Below are 16,668 nucleotides of genomic sequence, written 5' to 3' on the forward strand. Positions count from 1 at the left end.
CGCCCCATCAGCATGTCCGAAATCCGCCATCACATCCGGCTCTTTCATGTAATAATCGCCCTATCAAACGCAAGGAGTGAACAACATGCTGACCTTTTTTATTGATCGTATGCCGACGCCGGTCGGTGAACTGGTGTTGATCGGCGATGAGCAAGGACGGATGCGCGCGCTGGACTGGACCGATCACGAGGCACGCCTGATGAAGCTGCTCAACAGCCATTATCGAGCCTCTCCCTTCGTGATACAGGAGCAAGCCAACCCCGGCGGCCTGACGGAAGTGATGCAGCGCTATTTTGCTGGCGAGTTGGCAGCCATCGACACTGTGCCGGTGATGACTGCGGGCACCGAGTTCCAACGCACCGTTTGGCAGCAACTGCGGCAAATTCCCTGTGGGGAGATCATCACCTACGGGGAATTGGCCAAGCGCATTGGCAGGCCAACCGCATCACGCGCAGTTGGCATGGCTAACGGCACTAACCCAATCAGTATCGTAGTGCCCTGCCACCGAGTGATCGGCTCTCAGGGAGCGCTGACCGGTTACGCCGGAGGGGTCCAGCGCAAACAATGGCTGCTGAAACATGAAGGTTTCCTGCCCCAGGATCTGATTTAATCGGCCAGCAGCGCCAACGCGCTTTCCTCATCCGTCACCAGGCCGTTGATCCAGCGGCCTAGTAAGGCCGCACGAATGGCCTGATGTTTTTCCGTACCACCTGCCAGAGCAATCACCGGTTTTTCCGGCCGTTGGTGCAGATTAACGCTGGTTAGCCGCCGATCGAGTTCGCTAGCCACCCGCTGGCCCTGCGGATCGATAAAATGGCCGAGCATTTCTGCCACTGCGTTAGACTCACAAAGACGATCGACATCTTCTGCGGTGATAAACCCATCCTTGTGCAGTGGGCAGTGGTATTCGATGGTGCCAATGCCAATAAAGGTCACATCGGCCTGGCTGGCCTTGTCGTTCACCGTGCGATAAATGCGGTGGTTGCACCACAGGGCGCGATCCTGTTCGCTATCCGCAAACAGCGGTGCGGGCAGGATAAAGTAGCGGCCCTGGGTTTTCTCTGCCATCCACAGCGGTACGTCATAGCGGGTACAGGAGCCATCAGCCGCGATCGCCCCGATCAGCGAAACGCAGCTATGCTGTGGCCGCTCCAATTCCGGCAGCTCATCGATCGCCGCCTTCAGGCTGCGGCCTGAACCCACCCCAATGTTCAATGGCTGTTCACTACGCAAAAACTGCGCCATCACTTCAGCCCCGGCTACCGCCACTGCGCGGTTTATTCCGGCACTCTCCATTCCCTGACTAGGCACCACCTGGCACAGCGTTAAGCCATAGCATGCGCTAAGACGGGCCGATAATTCCATGCAGCGCCCTACCGGGTGGGAAATGTTGACGCTGATCAGACCGCTGTCGATCGCCAATGCCACCAGCCGCTGTGCAACCTGGCGCGATACGCCCAACGCCTCGGCAATTTCATTCTGAGTCTGTCCGGCCACGTAATACATCCAGGCGGCGCGCGCCGCCTGATCCAGCTTCTTATCGTGTTTGACCATGTTGTTTCACCCGCTACCCCTGATGGCGTCATTTTACCGGCATTCCACCTGCCCGCAGAGGCCGATTTGCACATTTGTGAGCTAAAGCCCATTTAAAGGGCAAAAGTTTATTTAATCTATCGCCATCAATGGAGCAAATGCCCAATGCAAGGGCGGATGCCCTAAAATAACCTTTAGTGGAGAACGTTATGAGCAAACCAGTGAACTCTTCCCAGGCCATTTGGCTGCATATTGGCGCCGGATCTTTCCATCGTGCTCATCAGGCCTGGTATCTACATCGCCTGATTGCAGCGGGCGATAGCCGCTGGTCGATTGCGCTTGCCAACATTCGCGATGACGCCACGCCGTTACTGGATACGCTGGCTGAGCAACAAGGCCAATACGTGCTGGAAACCGTCACCCCACAGGGCGTTCGCCAGTACGAAACCATTACCTCCATCAGCAAGGTCATTCCCTGGGATAACGAACTGGCTGCGTTGACAGCGCAAGGGGCCAAACCAGAAACCCGAGTCATTTCCTTCACCGTTACCGAAGGTGGCTATTATCTGGATAACCAGTTTAATCTGGATCGCGCTAACGCCGATATTCAGGCCGATCTGCTGGGCGCCTGCCGCACTATTTACGGCACCATGGCACAGCTCTTGGCACGCAGAAAGCAGCTTAATGGTGACCCTGTCACGTTATTGAACTGCGATAACCTGCGCCATAACGGTGAACGCTTCCGTCACGGCCTGATGCAGTTCCTGCAACTGCGTAAAGAACCAGAGCTGATCGCCTGGATCGATAGCCACACCCGCTGCCCCAACACCATGGTTGACCGCATCACACCACGGCCAGCGCCGGAGGTTGCCGAGCGCGTTGCCGAAGCCACCGGCTTCCAGGATCGTGCGCCTGTAATGGGGGAAGCCTTTATCCAATGGGTGATCGAAGATGATTTCATCAACGGGCGGCCAGCGTTGGAGAACGTCGGCGTCGAAATGGTTGAATCCGTGCTGCCCTATGAAGAAGCCAAGATCCGCATCCTCAACGCCAGCCATAGCTGCATTGCCTGGGCCGGTACGCTGATTGGCCAAAGCTTTATTCATGGAAGCACCGGCACCCCGGCCATCCACCAGTTGGCTTATGATTATGTGACCCAGGACGTGATCCCTTCCCTGACGCCTAGCCCGCTAGATCTGGCCGCCTACCGTGACGTGGTTCTGGAACGCTTTAGCAACCCCTATATTCGCGATACCAACCAGCGCGTTGCCGCCGACGGTTTTTCCAAAATCCCCGGTTTCATTACCCCAACGCTGCAAGAGTGTTATCAGCGCGGCCAGGAGCCGAAAGCCACGGCCATGCTGCCTGCCCTGTTCTTTGTCTTTATGCAGCGCTGGCACCAAGGCCAACTGCCTTATGAATATCAGGACGGTATTCTGGACGCCGCCGCTGTCCACCAGATGTTCGCAGCGGCCGATCCGGTGGCGGTATTTGCCTCAGATGAGAAATTGTTCAGCACCTTGGCCCACAGCCGTGCCTTTAGCCAACTGCTGCGCCAATCCATCGATCGGGTTAATCACTGGCTGGCGCAATAAAGGGAGCGAACCATGTATCTAGGACTGGATTTAGGCACCTCAGAAATCAAAGCCGTGGTGATTGATGACAACGGCACCCTGATCGCCAGCGCCGGTGAGCCGCTGGAAGTACAACGTCCGCATCCCCACTGGGCAGAGCAGGACCCGGCCGATTGGTGGCGAGCAACGCAGGCGGTAGTGAGCCGTTTGCGCGCCAAAATTCCGCAACAGTGGCCGCAGATCCGCTCGCTGGGGCTTTCCGGTCAGATGCACGGAGCGGTGCTGCTCAACCGTGATAATCAGGTTTTGCGCCCGGCGATTTTATGGAATGACACTCGCAGCGCCGAACAATGCAAGCAGTTGACGCAGAACGCACCGGAGTTGCATGACATTGCCGGTAACCTGGCGATGCCGGGATTCACCGCGCCCAAGCTGTTATGGGTTGCCAGGCATGAACCGGAAATCTTCTCGCAAATATCCACCGTGCTGCTGCCCAAGGACTTCCTGCGCTGGATGATGAGTGGCGACAAGGTTTCGGATATGTCGGACGCGGCTGGCACGCTGTGGCTCGACGTGGGCAAGCGGGATTGGTCAGATTCCTTGCTCGCTGCCTGTGGCCTCAACCGCGATCAGATGCCGCGTCTGGTAGAAGGCAGCGAAGTCTCCGGCCAGTTGAAAGGCGATATTGCGCGCTCCTGGGGCCTTGCTGACAATATTATCATTGCCGGTGGCGGTGGAGATAACGCAGCCAGCGCGGTGGGCATTGGCGCGGTTAATCCAGGCGATGCATTTATCTCGCTGGGGACCTCCGGCGTGCTGTTCGCCGTGAACGATCGCTTCCGCCCCAATCCACAATCCGCCGTCCATGCGTTTTGCCATGCCTTGCCTGAGCGCTGGCATCAGATGAGCGTGATGCTTACCGCCGCCAGTGCCCTGCGCTGGTTCTGCCAACTGGTGGGCAGCAATGAACCCACGCTGTTGGCCGAAATCGCCCAGATGAACCTGGCGGAACAGCGCCTGGCCCCGGTATTTTTACCCTACCTGTCCGGTGAACGGACGCCACACAACGATCCGCTGGCGACCGGCGCGTTCCACGGTCTGACACACAGCCATCAGCGTGCATCAATGGGCTATGCGGTGCTGGAAGGCGTGGCATTCGGTATGGCGGACGGCCTGGACGTTCTTTCGCAAGCCGGAACTCGGCTGGAACAATGTTCACTGATTGGCGGTGGCGCTCGCAGCGAACATTGGGCGCAACTGATGGCCGACGTGCTCGATCTGCCGGTGGTCACCCATCTTGGCGGTGAAGCCGGCGGCGCTTTGGGCGCGGCGCGGTTGGGATGGCTGGCAGCAGGTGGAACGGTGGAGCAGGTTTGCCACAAACCCGCCATCGATCGGCGCTTCCTGCCGGACGGCGAACGCCAACCTCTGCTCGCGGAACGTCTGGCCACCTACCGTCAGCTCTATCAACAACAAATGGCCCTGCGCCGGGCATGATCCCGGCGCGGTAAAAAATAATAAGACTGTACCCTTACACCTATCCTGGAGTTTGTTATGCCACAAACACATAAACACTGGTTCGGCCTGCCGATGAACCTGTTCTGGGGCTACATCGCCATTGCCATTTTCATGAGCGGCGACGGCTTTGAGATGGCCTTTCTGTCTAAACACATCACCGATATGGGGTTCACACCGGCACAGTCGGCGCTGGTGTTTACCGTGTATGGTCTGGCAGCGGCGCTGGCGGCCTGGAGCTCCGGCGTGGTGGCCGAAATCATCACGCCACAAAAAGCCATGCGCATCGGCTTTATCCTGTGGCTGGTAATGCACGTGCTGTTTATGCTGTTTGGCTTGGGGATGCGTAACTACCCGTTGATGTTGCTGTTTTACGGCATTCGTGGCCTGGCCTATCCGCTGTTTATCTATTCGTTTGTGATGTTGGTGGTGCAGAACGTCCCTAAACAGCAGCTCTCTTCCGCGATGGGCTGGTTCTGGGCTATGTACTCGATCGGCATCGGCTGTGTCGGCAGCTATCTGCCCAGCTTTACCATTCCGTTGATGGGCGAAACCGGCACTCTGTGGTTTGCCATTGTCTGGGTGGCTGCCGGTGGCTTGATGGCGATGTTCCTGCTGCGCAACGTGGGTGAAGCCAGCTCCAAGGCCGATCTGTCACCGCAGGAGAAACTCAAAGAGCTTTCCCGCGCGGTGACGATCCTGTTCACCAACCGCAATATCTTCCTCTCCTGCCTGATCCGCATCATCAACACACTGTCGCTGTTTGGCTTTGCGGTGATTATGCCGATGCTGTACGTAGGCCGGCTGGGCTTTAGCATGTCCGAGTGGCTGCAAATTTGGGCGGTGTTCTTCTTTGTCACCATCTTCACCAACATTATGTGGGGCATTCTGGGGGAGAAAATCGGTTGGCTGCGCCAGGTGCGCTGGTTTGGCTGCATCGGTTGCGCCATCTCCAGCCTGGCGTTTTACTACCTGCCGGTGCATTTTGGCCATAACTTCTGGATCGCGCTGGTGCCCGCAGTGATGCTTGGGATCACCGTTGCGGCCTTCGTCCCTATGACCGCAGTGTTCCCGGTACTGGAACCCAACCACAAAGGTGCAGCTATATCGATCTATAACCTTTCCGCTGGCCTGAGCAACTTCGCGGCCCCGGCCATCGCTTCTATAGTGCTGCCCTTCTTTGATATCGAAGGCGTAGTGTGGGTGTATACCGGTTTGTATCTGGTGGCAGCGGTGTTGACGCTGATCGTCAAAGTCGACCAGCCAGGACATAACAACGTCCCGCGCTATGTTCCGGCTAATGATGCTTTGGCTAAAAATAGCGCCTGACTTTAAAGCTGGGCGCAGCATGCTGCGCCCGTTCGCTCCTGCACAGTACGGTCATCACTGGCGGGCTCATTCACCGCACGGATTTGTGTAGAAATATTTACTCGTTAACCTACGTTACCATCACGGATGAAAGCTATCTGCCCACCTATGCCCCTACAATCGATAAGACTAATCGCAGAAAGCCGATGATAATGCGAGATTTATTCGTTTTTCATATGGTTTTAGTCAATATCAGCCAGCCTTTCCCGAAGTCAATAAATCACTAAACATCAGTATGCTACGGAATGATGAGCAATAGTCCTATTTAAAAATCACACAAAATGTCGCCATTGTTGTTCTTGCTGTACTTATCACCTGCCGCAAAAGATGTTAAAATTGACTCATATCAATTATTGCGTGAGCTTAATCTATGATCCCGGAAAAACGCGTGATTCGTCGTATCCAGTCTGGTGGTTGTGCGATCCATTGCCAAGACTGTAGCATCAGCCAATTGTGTATTCCTTTTACGCTGAATACGCATGAGCTGGACCAACTCGACAACATCATCGAGAGGAAAAAGCCGATCCAGAAAGGCCAAACGCTGTTTAAAGCCGGTGACGAACTGAAATCACTGTACGCCATCCGCTCCGGGACCATCAAAAGCTACACCATCACCGAACAGGGTGACGAACAAATTACCGGCTTCCACCTGGCGGGCGATCTGGTGGGCTTTGACGCCATCGGTGGCCTGAAGCACCCAAGCTTCGCTCAGGCGCTGGAAACCTCCATGGTCTGTGAAATCCCGTTTGAAACGCTGGACGATCTCTCGGGCAAAATGCCTAATCTGCGCCATCAAATCATGCGTTTGATGAGCGGTGAGATCAAAGGCGACCAGGATATGATCCTGCTGCTGTCGAAGAAGAACGCCGAAGAGCGCCTGGCCGCTTTCGTCTATAACCTGTCGCACCGCTTTGCCGAACGTGGCTTCTCACCGCGTGAGTTCCGTTTGACCATGACCCGTGGCGATATCGGCAACTATCTGGGCCTGACGGTGGAAACCATCAGCCGCCTGTTGGGGCGTTTCCAGAAAAGCGAAATCCTCAGCGTGAAAGGCAAATACATCACCATCGAAAACGCAGACGCCCTGTCACAACTGGCGGGTGCCGCACGCATCAACGTCTCCGTAAGCGCCTGATCCCCTACTGGGCCAATAATTCGCTGAAATTGTTGGCCCAGCCCCCCTCTGCCGCTGTTCTGTTTTTCAATGTTGGGTTACTCTGTATGTGAACAGACTGTTGATCTACAGCTGTAAGGAGGCCCTATGGCGAAGTATCAGAATCTACTGGTGGCTATTGACCCCAATCAGGACGATCAACCGGCGCTGCGCCGGGCAGTTTACCTGATCAAGCGGAACGGCGGGCGGATTAAGGCCTTCCTTCCTATCTATGATTTCTCTTACGAAATGACCACCCTGCTTTCCCCTGACGAAAGAACGGCGATGCGGCAAGGGGTGATTAGCCAACGGGCGGCGTGGATTAAAGAGCAATGCCGCTTCTATCTTGAAGACGGTGTCCCCATTGAAATCAAAGTGGTGTGGCACAATCGTCCCTATGAGGCGATCATTCAGGAAGTGCTGAGCGGCAAGCACGATTTGCTGTTGAAAATGGCCCATCAGCACGACAGGCTGGAATCCGTGATTTTCACCCCGACGGACTGGCATCTGCTGCGCAAATGCCCTTGCCCGGTGTGGATGGTGAAAGACCAACCCTGGCCTGAAGGGGGTAAAGCGTTGGTGGCGGTCAACCTCTCCAGCGAAGAGCCTTATCATGACCCACTCAATATCCGGCTGGTGCAAGAAACGCTCGAACTGGCGCAAAACGTCGATCAAACCGAAGTACACCTGGTGGGTGCCTACCCGGTTACTCCGATCAATATAGCCATTGAACTGCCCGATTTTGATCCCAGCATCTATAACGATGCAATCCGCGGGCAGCACCTGATCGCCATGAAGGCGTTAAGGCAAAAATTCCACATCAACGAAGAGTTCACCCACGTGGAGAAAGGCCTACCGGAGGAGGTGATCCCGGATTTGGCCGAGCATTTGCAAGCGGGCGTGGTGGTGTTAGGTAGCTTGGGGCGCACCGGTATTTCTGCCGCGTTTATTGGCAATACCGCGGAACAGGTGATCGACCATCTGAAATGTGACCTGCTGGTGCTCAAGCCGGATGACTTCGACTGCCCGATCGTGATGGATGAAGACGACGAGCACGACGATGAGGATTGATTTCGGTGCGTTATAAAACAAACAGGGCCCAATCGGGCCCTGTTTAACTTTCTGGGGTAGGAAATTAAAGCTCTACCACATCGAAACGTACGTCTGGATTAACGTCCGCGTCATAGTCCACTTCTTCCAGACCAAAACCGAACAGGCGCAGGAACTCCTGCTTGTAGCCGGTGTAATCGGTCAGTTCACTCAGGTTTTCCGAAGTGATTGACGGCCACAGATCGCGGCAGGCCTGCTGCACATCATCACGCAGTTCCCAGTCATCCATACGGATACGGGCATGATCGTCCAGCGGCATCTCTTCGCCGTACAGACGGGTGTGCATCAAACGGGAAACCTGTTCCATGCAGCCTTCGTGAATGCCCTTCTCTTTCATGATCTTGAAGGCCATGGAGATATACAGCGGCATTACCGGAATGGCCGAAGAAGCTTGAGTGACCACGGACTTCAGCACGGCAACGTGTGCGGTGCCGCCCTTGGCAGCCAGATCGCCACGAATAGCGGTAGCTGCACGATCCAAATCTTCTTTGGCGCGGCCCAGCGTACCGTGCCAGTAGATTGGCCAGGTCAGGTCGGTACCGATATACGAGTAAGCAACGGACTTGGCACCTTCGGCCAGCACGCCCGCTTCTTCCAAAGCCGACATCCACAGTTCCCAATCCTGGCCGCCCATCACGGTGATGGTGTTCTGGATCTCTTCTTCGCTCGCCGGTTCAACCGTAGCGGTGATGATTTGGTCTTTGTTGGTGTCGATAGCGGTGGTGGTATAAACCTCACCGATTGGCTTCAGTGCGGAACGCACTACTTCGCCGGTATCTGGCATTTTACGCACCGGCGAAGCCAGTGAGTAAACCACCAAATCAATTTGGCCCAGGTCAGCTTTGATCAGCTCAATCACCTTGGCACGGCATTCGTTGGAGAAGGCATCGCCATTAACGCTTTTCGCGTACAGGCCAGCTTCTTTAGCGGCTTTATCGAAAGCGGCCGAGTTGTACCAGCCAGCGGTGGCGGTTTTGCTTTCGCTGCCCGCTTTCTCGAAGAATACGCCAATGGTGGCAGCGTCGCTGCCAAAGGCGGTGGCAATACGGGAAGCCAGACCATAACCGGTAGATGCACCGATCACCAGCACACGTTTAGGGCCATTGGCAATCTTGCCCTGTGCCTTGGTGTAGGCAATCTGACGACGAACATTGGCTTCACAACCGACCGGATGAGTGGTGGTGCAGATAAAGCCGCGAACCTTAGGTTTGATAATCATATGGGTCTAGGATCCGTTAAAGGGATGAAATCGGGACATAAGATAACTCATTGTGTCCCTTTTTTGTGATCTGATGTGTTAGATTGCACAAATGTTGCGCAAATCTTGTTAAATTAAGCACAAATTCCGTCAGGGATCTGCCTTGTTTAGCAAAATCACTCCTGCGTCACAAACCCCAATTCCTGAGAGATGCGCCGCGTGGTCTCCAGCAGCGGTTTCATCAACGACTCTACGCCAACCTGTTGCAGCTTGGCCGTAGGCAGCGAAACCGAAACGGAATAAGGCACCCGTTGCTGAATATCGAACACCGGGGCAGCAATACAGGACACGCCCAGCTCGTTTTCTTCGCGATCCATCGCCACGCCCTGCTTGCGGATATCCGCCAACTCCTCATACATCTTCGGCAATTCGGTAATGGTATTACGCGTCAGTACCTGGATCTCCTGCTGATGGGTTTGCCAATAGTGATCCGGATAGTCGCTCTTGCCATAGGCCATAAAAATTTTACCCATCGCCGAACAGTACAGCGGCATATGCTGGCCGATATAGGCACGGGTACGCATCATGCCGGTGGTCGGTTCCAACTTGTAGATCAGGATCACATGATCGTCTTCCCGGCTGGAGAAGTTGACCGTTTCCCCCACTTCCAGGTTCAACTGCTCCAAATGCGGCGCAGCCACGTGGATGATGTTCAATGAGGAAAGCGCCTTTTGACCAATAGAAATAAATTTGGTGGTCAGGCGGTAACTGCCTGGGGAGGGCGCCTGCGTGACATAGCCACTGGTATGCAGCCCTTGTAACAGGCGATGCACGGTGCTTTTGTTCATCTCGGCCAGCTCAGACAGGTGCGCCAGCGGGCAGCCATTAGGGAAATTGCTCAATATTTCAATCAGCTGCAAACCACGAAACAGGCTTTGGCTGCCCAGGGGTTTGTCTTTTTTGTCATCTTTTTCGTCAACAGCTTTCAGGCTCATAGCGAAGTCTCTCCATTGTTGAGCCGCCAGCCGTTGCCACGGCGTAAGAAGCGGACCTACTGGAGGAGAATGTTACTCCAAGGGCCGCATCAGGTGAAGTTGGAACGCCGTATCATTTTCAGTAGTGAGGTTAAAACCCGCAACATTCCGGCAACCTTATAAGTGAGTTGTGCGTCACAAATTGACAAAATTAAAAATAATCTTTTGTTTATTAAGGAGAATTAAAACCGTCCCGGCTTTGCTTTAGCTCGACGTTAGGCATATCATTTTTGAAATCTGATTTCGTATAATGAAATTTAGGGTTGTTTTAAACAGCAGCAGTTCACTTATTGGCATCGCGCTAATTGCGCGAACCGACACAGGGGCGCATCACATGACTCAAGGCAATGCGGATCAACCCATTCTTACGCTCAGCCATATCGTCAAGCGTTTTGGCGGCAACATCGCGGTTAACGACGTCAGCCTGCAGGTGATGCCCGGCGAAGTGCTGGCGCTGCTAGGGGAAAACGGCGCGGGTAAATCCACGTTGATCAAAGTCCTGGCTGGAGTGTATCCCCGCGATGGCGGCGATATCCACTTTCAAGGTAACAGCATTGCCTCGGCGGCGGCGATTAAAAGTGATAGCCGCCAGCCGATTGCCTTTATCCATCAGGATCTGGGCCTGATTGAATGGATGACGGTAGCGGAAAACATGGCGCTGGTGATGGGGTTTCCCCGCCGTTTCGGGCTGATCGACTGGCGAGCCATTCGCCGCCGTGCGCTGGAAGCCTTGCAGGATGTGGGGATTGCCCTGGACCCAGACGCACGTGTATTTGAGCTTTCCCGCACGGAAAAGTCATTGCTGGCCATTGCCAGGGCGGTGGCGGTGAATGCCGAACTGCTGGTGCTGGATGAACCTACCGCTTCCCTACCCGCCAACGACGTACGCCACCTGTTTGCGGTGATCAACCGGCTGCGTGCCAAAAAGGTCGGCATGATTTACGTCACCCATCGCCTGGATGAAGTGATTGAAATTGCCGATCGGGTTTGCGTGATGCGTGACGGGCGCTACGTTGCCGGGGGCAATACCGCCGATTATTCCCTGCGCGATCTGGTGCAGATGATCGTGGGTGAAGCGATGGCGGAAGATCAGCGTGAACCGCTGCCGCAGCACCAGCCGCCGGTATTGCAACTGCATAACATCACCGTCGGGGATATCGGCCCGGTCAGCTTTGAATTGCAGCCGGGTGAAATGCTCGCTCTTGCCGGGCTACGCGGCGCTGGCCAGGAGGAGATTGGCCGCCTGCTGTTTGGCCTGCGCCAACGGGACAGCGGAGAAATCCAGTTTCGCGATAAACCTTACTCAGCCACCACGCCGCAGCAGGCTATGGCCTGTGGAGTGTCGCTTGTCGCTGGCGATCGCACCGGCGAAAGCCTGGTGATGTCGATGAGCGTACGGGAAAACCTGTTTATCAACCCCTGCGCCAGCGGCCATAAGCTGTTCTCGCGCTATAGCCGCCGAGCCGAAATCGGTGCCAGTTGGTGGAAGGTGCAGCTGTTCGACGTGCGGCCCAAAGACGTCAATATCGATATCAGCGCCCTGTCCGGCGGCAATCAGCAAAAAGTGGTGATGGCCCGCTGGATGCATCTTGCGGCACCGTTGCTGATCCTGGAAGACCCTACTGCCGGGGTTGACGTGGGCGCCCGCGCCGAAATCTATCATCTGTTAAATAAATCCCTGGCAGCCGGCGTGGCGGTATTGGTGATCTCCAACGATTTTGAAGAGATCGCGCATATCTGTAACCGCGCCCTGGTGTTTAACCGGGGGAAAGTGGTGGGCGAATTGAAGAACCAACAAGTCTCGTTCGCCAATTTATTGGAGCTGGCCTCTGCCAGCGCTGGGGAAGCCGTTGTGGAGGAATACCATGTCGAATAAAACGTCCGTCAAATCAACGGCGCTGGAACAGCGCGTCAGCCTGGGACAGGACGGCGTTGGCCCATGGCTGATGCAAATCATTACCCGTTATGGCCTGCTGCTGCTGTGTATTGCGTTGGTGATCGTCTTCTCGCTCACCACGCCGTCGTTCGCCTCGATGCTGACGGTACAGGCGATCCTCTCCAGCAAGGCCAAGATCGCCCTGCTGGCGCTGGCGGCCACCATTCCGATGATCGTCGGCAAGATCGACCTGAACGTCGGTTTCGGTATCGTACTGTGGCACATTCTGGCGATCACCTTACAGGTGGAATATGGCTTCTCCTGGCAGATGGCGGTGCTGACCGTGCTGGTCATTTCCGCGCTGTACGGCCTGCTTAACGGCATCCTGGTAGCGCTGGCGGATATCGACAGCTTCGTGGCCACCCTGGGTTCAGGCACCGTGCTGTATGCGCTGGCGCTATGGCACTCCGGCGGGCGGCAGATTGTCGGCGACCTGCCCGACGCCTTTATCGCCCTGCATCACACCGAAATCGCCGGGATCCCGATTGTGGCCTTCTACGTGCTGATCGTCGCCGTCATCCTGTGGCTGATCACCGAACATACCCCGCTGGGCCGGTGCATGTATGCGGTAGGCGGCAATCCGGCTGCGGCGCGGCTCAACGGTATTTCGGTCAATCGCTTCACCATTGGCGCCTTTATCGCCTCGAGCGTGCTCACCGGTTTTAGCGGCGTGCTGATCGCTGCTGAACAGGGGGTGGGCCAGGCCAGCGTCGGGATGGATTACCTGTTACCCGCCCTGGTGGGGGCATTTCTCGGCAGTACCACCATTCGTCCAGGCCGAGTGAACGTCTGGGGCACCGTGGTCGGCATTGCCATTCTGGCGATCGGCATCGCGGGGATCCAGCAGTTTGGTGGGGAGTTCTGGGTCGAACCGTTATTCAACGGCGCGACGCTGCTGCTGTCCATCACGCTGGCGGGCTATGCCCAACGCCGTCGGTTACTTAATCAGAAAGCAGTACAACGCAGTCAGGCGGCATCTGCCGACAACAACAACCAAAAAGCGATCAATCCTTAATCAGGAGCACAGCCATGAAACATTGTTGGATTTTGCCCGGGATCACCACTCTGCTGTTGGCCACCTCACCGGCCTGGGCAGATGCCTATCTCGATCAGGCCACGGCGGCGGTAGCCAAAGCCACTGCCAGCAGTACCCAATGGGATGGCCCTACCAGCGGGCCGCAGCTGCAGGCGAACAAGAAAATCATCTTTATTGCCTCTGACATGAAGAACGGCGGCGTGCAAGGAGTGCAACAAGGGCTGAGCGAAGCAGCCAAGGTGGCGGGCTGGCAGTTGGAAACGCTGGACGGCGGTGGTTCGGTGAAAGACCAACTGTCGTCGCTGAATCAGGCCATTGCCCAAAAGCCGGACGGGATCGTGATCGGCGGCTGGAACCCCAACGTGGCTAAAATCCCGCTGAAAAAGGCGGTGGCTCAGGGGATCGTTCTGACGGCCTGGCACGCGGTGCCGGAGCCCGGCCCCATCGCCAAATACGATGTGTTTTATAACGTCACTTCCGATTCCAATGAGGTAGCACGCATCGCCGCACAGTACGCGGTCGTGAAATCCGGTGGGCAGGCCAGCGTGCTGATCTTTACCGATTCGCTGTACCAAATCGCGCTGGACAAGGCCAACGTGATGAAAGAAGAAGTGGCCAAATGCAGCGGCTGTAAACTGGTGGAATTTATCGACACCCCGCTGGCAGATACCGCCAGCCGCATGCCAGCCATGACCTTCAGCCTGTTGCAGAAATACGGTGACAAGTTCCAGTACGCGCTGGCAATCAACGATTTGTATTTCGATTTTATGGCTCCGGCGCTGAAAACTGCCGGTAAAGGCGGAAGCAATGCGCCGTTTAATATCTCGGCCGGTGACGGCTCTATTTCTGCCTATCAACGCATTCGTTCCGGTGACAGCCAGTCGGCCACCGTGCCCGAGCCGCTGAAACTGCACGGCTGGCAGTTGCTGGATGAGTTTAACCGTGCCTTCGCCAAGCAGGCACCTTCCGGTTACGTGACTCCGGCCCATCTGGTCACCCGCGAGAATATCGCCAATGACGGTGGCCCAAATAACATGTATGACCCACAAAATGACTATCAGGGGCATTACAAAACGATTTGGGGTGTGAAGTAATCAGGAGGCTGAGATGATCGAACAACGACTGGAACGTTTGTGTTCCCCCGCCGTTTGGGCCGAAGGCCCGGTATGGCTACCACAGCAGGATGCGGTGGTATTCAGCGATGTGAAAGGCAACCGCATGTTCCGCTGGGCCCGCAATGGCGAGCTCAGCGTATGGCGAGCGGCATCCAACTATGCCAACGGTAACGCCCGTGATGCCGAGGGGCGTGTCATCAGCTGTGAACATGGGCGACGGGGTATCAGCCGCACCGAGCACGACGGCAGTGTCCAACTGCTGGTCGACCGGGTGGACGGCAAACGCTTCAACTCACCAAACGACATCGTGGTGCGCTCCGACGGCACATTATGGTTTACCGATCCGCCGTACGGCATCATCGGCGATGAAGAGGGCTACAAGTCGGAAAGCCAGGTGATCGGCTGCTATCTGTATTGCTTCGATCCCCGTGATGGCTCGCTGAACATTGCCGCCAGCGATCTGCAGCGGCCCAACGGCCTGGCCTTCTCTCCGGATGAAAGCCTGCTGTACGTGGCGGATATGTCGATTATTGACTTCCCTACTCTTGGACGTCGCGAACTGCGGGTGTATCAGGTGGAAGGACGGGAGTTGAAGGCTGGCAGGCATTTTGCCCAGGTCGCACCGGGGATCCCGGACGGCTTCTGCCTGGATAGCGCCGGTAATCTGTTTTGCAGCTGTGCCGATGGCGTGATTATCTTTAATCCTCAAGGGGAACAAATTGGCAAAATCCCGGTGCCGGAGTGCGTTTCCAACTGTACCTTCGGCGGGCCGGAAGGCAATGAGCTCTACATTACCGCCACCACATCGCTGTACTGCATTGTCCTGAATACCCACGGGTAATCATGGGCTGGCCATCACGCAGGGGGAGTTCGCCTCTCCCTGCTTTGTCACGTCTGTAGCACGTCATTACCCTCAAACTGTGTTGCCGATCACATAATCACCAGGTTAATTTAACTGATTGTTTTTCAATAAATATTTACTTCACTCTGGCTTTGACTTCATCCCGACAGGGGTATAGCATTTATTTGAAATGCAATTTCGCATAATGAAATCAAGAGAACATAAAACACTCAATTCACCATAAGGGAGAAGCAGTATGAGAGTGAGCTATACCGAATTAAAGCAGCAATTCAAACGCGTGTTGCTGGCACGGGGAGTGGCGGAAACCACGGCAGATGAGTGTGCTACTCTGTTTGCGGATACCACCGAAAGCGGCGTCTATTCCCACGGGATCAACCGCTTCCCACGTTTCATTCAGCAGTTGGACGCAGGTGATATCGTGCCTGACGCCGAACCGAGCAAGCTACTGTCGTTAGGCGCCATCGAACAGTGGGATGCCCATCAGGGCATTGGCAACCTCACCGCCCGTAAGATGATGGATCGTGCCATGCTATTGGCGGATCAACACGGGATTGGCCTGGTAGCGTTGCGTAATGCCAACCACTGGATGCGTGGCGGAGGTTACGGCTGGCAAGCTGCAGAACAAGGCTATATCGGCATTTGCTGGACTAACTCGATCGCCGTCATGCCGCCTTGGGGGGCTAAAGAGTGCCGTATCGGCACTAACCCGTTGATCGTCGCCGTGCCAAGTAACCCGATCACCATGGTAGATATGTCGATGTCGATGTTCTCCTACGGCGCGCTGGAAATGAATCGCCTGGCGGGCAAAAAACTGGCGGTAGACGGCGGATTCGATAACGACGGCAACCTGACGCGCGATCCGGCCACCATTGAGGAAAATCGGCGTATCTTGCCAATGGGCTATTGGAAGGGGTCTGCGCTGTCGATAGTGCTGGATATGATCGCTACCCTGCTCTCTGGCGGTTCATCAGTCGCAGAAGTTACCGAAGATAACCGTGATGAATACGGCATTTCGCAGGTGTTTATCGCCATTGAGATCGACCGCCTGATCGACGGCAAAACCCGTGATGAAAAGCTGCAGCGCATAATGGATTACGTTACCAGCGCCGAGCGTGATAACCCAGAAGTCGCCATTCGCTTGCCAGGCCACCGCTTCCCGCACGTCCGCGCCGAAAATCAACGCGATGGCATCCCGGTAGACGATCGCGTCTGGGCCCGCATTAAGGCACTTTAA

14 protein-coding genes are annotated in these 16,668 nt (G+C 55.7%); 11 read left to right on the top strand and 3 right to left on the bottom strand.

Annotated elements, in window-relative coordinates; all coding sequences use genetic code 11:
• The first annotated feature begins 85 nt into the window (after positions 1-85).
• The gene (gene ogt, locus KGP16_RS13580; protein ID WP_071683477.1) at positions 86-610 is read left to right on the top strand and encodes a methylated-DNA--[protein]-cysteine S-methyltransferase; all 525 of its coding nucleotides are present in this window, start codon (positions 86-88) and stop codon (positions 608-610) included.
• On the opposite strand, the gene KGP16_RS13585 is transcribed toward ogt, so the two are convergent.
• Positions 607-1,554: a sugar-binding transcriptional regulator gene (locus KGP16_RS13585; RefSeq protein WP_223499849.1), complete on the bottom strand. Its 948-nt coding sequence runs from the start codon at positions 1,552-1,554 to the stop codon at positions 607-609. The two genes, ogt and KGP16_RS13585, sit on opposite strands and share 4 nt — an antisense overlap.
• Before the next feature lie 188 nt (positions 1,555-1,742).
• Between KGP16_RS13585 and dalD the strand changes: the two genes are divergently transcribed.
• The 5 genes from dalD (at position 1,743) to uspE (ending at position 8,214) form a co-directional block, all read left to right on the top strand.
• The gene (gene dalD, locus KGP16_RS13590) at positions 1,743-3,128 is read left to right on the top strand and encodes a D-arabinitol 4-dehydrogenase (protein ID WP_223499850.1); all 1,386 of its coding nucleotides are present in this window, start codon (positions 1,743-1,745) and stop codon (positions 3,126-3,128) included.
• Positions 3,129-3,140: 12 nt separating this feature from the next.
• On the top strand, positions 3,141-4,604 hold the full coding sequence (gene xylB, locus KGP16_RS13595) for a xylulokinase (RefSeq protein WP_179247512.1): 1,464 nt from the start codon (positions 3,141-3,143) through the stop codon (positions 4,602-4,604).
• 57 nt (positions 4,605-4,661) lie between these two features.
• Positions 4,662-5,951, top strand: coding sequence for an MFS transporter (locus KGP16_RS13600; RefSeq protein ID WP_021806483.1), 1,290 nt, complete (start codon positions 4,662-4,664; stop codon positions 5,949-5,951).
• 409 nt (positions 5,952-6,360) lie between these two features.
• A complete protein-coding gene (locus tag KGP16_RS13605; RefSeq protein WP_223499851.1) occupies positions 6,361-7,125 on the top strand; it encodes an FNR family transcription factor in 765 nt (254 codons plus the stop codon).
• 126 nt (positions 7,126-7,251) lie between these two features.
• Positions 7,252-8,214 (top strand): universal stress protein UspE, encoded by a 963-nt coding sequence (gene uspE, locus KGP16_RS13610; protein WP_021806484.1) that lies wholly within the window; start codon positions 7,252-7,254, stop codon positions 8,212-8,214.
• A gap of 64 nt (positions 8,215-8,278) precedes the next feature.
• Here uspE and fabV read toward each other — a convergent pair whose 3' ends face one another.
• Both fabV and KGP16_RS13620 read right to left on the bottom strand, forming a co-directional pair.
• Positions 8,279-9,472: an enoyl-ACP reductase FabV gene (fabV, locus tag KGP16_RS13615; protein WP_021177880.1), complete on the bottom strand. Its 1,194-nt coding sequence runs from the start codon at positions 9,470-9,472 to the stop codon at positions 8,279-8,281.
• A gap of 155 nt (positions 9,473-9,627) precedes the next feature.
• Positions 9,628-10,446, bottom strand: a complete 819-nt coding sequence (locus KGP16_RS13620) for an IclR family transcriptional regulator (protein ID WP_021806485.1) — start codon at positions 10,444-10,446, stop codon at positions 9,628-9,630.
• Between the two features lie 373 nt (positions 10,447-10,819).
• Here KGP16_RS13620 and KGP16_RS13625 point away from each other — a divergent pair, with 373 nt between their 5' ends.
• The 5 genes from KGP16_RS13625 (at position 10,820) to yiaK (ending at position 16,668) form a co-directional block, all read left to right on the top strand.
• Positions 10,820-12,361, top strand: coding sequence for a sugar ABC transporter ATP-binding protein (locus KGP16_RS13625; RefSeq protein WP_037375957.1), 1,542 nt, complete (start codon positions 10,820-10,822; stop codon positions 12,359-12,361).
• Positions 12,351-13,436 (top strand): ABC transporter permease, encoded by a 1,086-nt coding sequence (locus KGP16_RS13630; protein WP_059200894.1) that lies wholly within the window; start codon positions 12,351-12,353, stop codon positions 13,434-13,436. Before KGP16_RS13625 ends, KGP16_RS13630 begins: the two co-directional genes overlap by 11 nt.
• Positions 13,437-13,450: 14 nt before the next feature.
• Positions 13,451-14,551 carry a substrate-binding domain-containing protein gene (locus KGP16_RS13635; protein WP_021806488.1) on the top strand — a complete coding sequence of 367 codons (1,101 nt, stop codon included), beginning with the start codon at positions 13,451-13,453 and terminating at the stop codon, positions 14,549-14,551.
• 13 nt (positions 14,552-14,564) lie between these two features.
• Entirely contained in the window at positions 14,565-15,413 is an 849-nt protein-coding gene (locus KGP16_RS13640; RefSeq protein WP_071683471.1) for an SMP-30/gluconolactonase/LRE family protein, read from the top strand.
• A gap of 256 nt (positions 15,414-15,669) precedes the next feature.
• The gene (yiaK, locus tag KGP16_RS13645; protein WP_223499852.1) at positions 15,670-16,668 is read left to right on the top strand and encodes a 3-dehydro-L-gulonate 2-dehydrogenase; all 999 of its coding nucleotides are present in this window, start codon (positions 15,670-15,672) and stop codon (positions 16,666-16,668) included.

The organism is Serratia sp. JSRIV006 (genome assembly GCF_019968685.1).
GTDB lineage: Bacteria > Pseudomonadota > Gammaproteobacteria > Enterobacterales > Enterobacteriaceae > Chania > Chania fonticola_B.

What these genes read in the sequence shown, in the direction of transcription:
- ogt (WP_071683477.1), top strand. Translation starts at nt 86, where the DNA reads ATGCTGACCTTTTTTATTGATCGTATGCCGACGCCGGTCGGTGAACTG.
- KGP16_RS13585 (WP_223499849.1), bottom strand. Translation starts at nt 1,554, where the DNA reads ATGGTCAAACACGATAAGAAGCTGGATCAGGCGGCGCGCGCCGCCTGG.
- dalD (WP_223499850.1), top strand. Translation starts at nt 1,743, where the DNA reads ATGAGCAAACCAGTGAACTCTTCCCAGGCCATTTGGCTGCATATTGGC.
- xylB (WP_179247512.1), top strand. Translation starts at nt 3,141, where the DNA reads ATGTATCTAGGACTGGATTTAGGCACCTCAGAAATCAAAGCCGTGGTG.
- KGP16_RS13600 (WP_021806483.1), top strand. Translation starts at nt 4,662, where the DNA reads ATGCCACAAACACATAAACACTGGTTCGGCCTGCCGATGAACCTGTTC.
- KGP16_RS13605 (WP_223499851.1), top strand. Translation starts at nt 6,361, where the DNA reads ATGATCCCGGAAAAACGCGTGATTCGTCGTATCCAGTCTGGTGGTTGT.
- uspE (WP_021806484.1), top strand. Translation starts at nt 7,252, where the DNA reads ATGGCGAAGTATCAGAATCTACTGGTGGCTATTGACCCCAATCAGGAC.
- fabV (WP_021177880.1), bottom strand. Translation starts at nt 9,472, where the DNA reads ATGATTATCAAACCTAAGGTTCGCGGCTTTATCTGCACCACCACTCAT.
- KGP16_RS13620 (WP_021806485.1), bottom strand. Translation starts at nt 10,446, where the DNA reads ATGAGCCTGAAAGCTGTTGACGAAAAAGATGACAAAAAAGACAAACCC.
- KGP16_RS13625 (WP_037375957.1), top strand. Translation starts at nt 10,820, where the DNA reads ATGACTCAAGGCAATGCGGATCAACCCATTCTTACGCTCAGCCATATC.
- KGP16_RS13630 (WP_059200894.1), top strand. Translation starts at nt 12,351, where the DNA reads ATGTCGAATAAAACGTCCGTCAAATCAACGGCGCTGGAACAGCGCGTC.
- KGP16_RS13635 (WP_021806488.1), top strand. Translation starts at nt 13,451, where the DNA reads ATGAAACATTGTTGGATTTTGCCCGGGATCACCACTCTGCTGTTGGCC.
- KGP16_RS13640 (WP_071683471.1), top strand. Translation starts at nt 14,565, where the DNA reads ATGATCGAACAACGACTGGAACGTTTGTGTTCCCCCGCCGTTTGGGCC.
- yiaK (WP_223499852.1), top strand. Translation starts at nt 15,670, where the DNA reads ATGAGAGTGAGCTATACCGAATTAAAGCAGCAATTCAAACGCGTGTTG.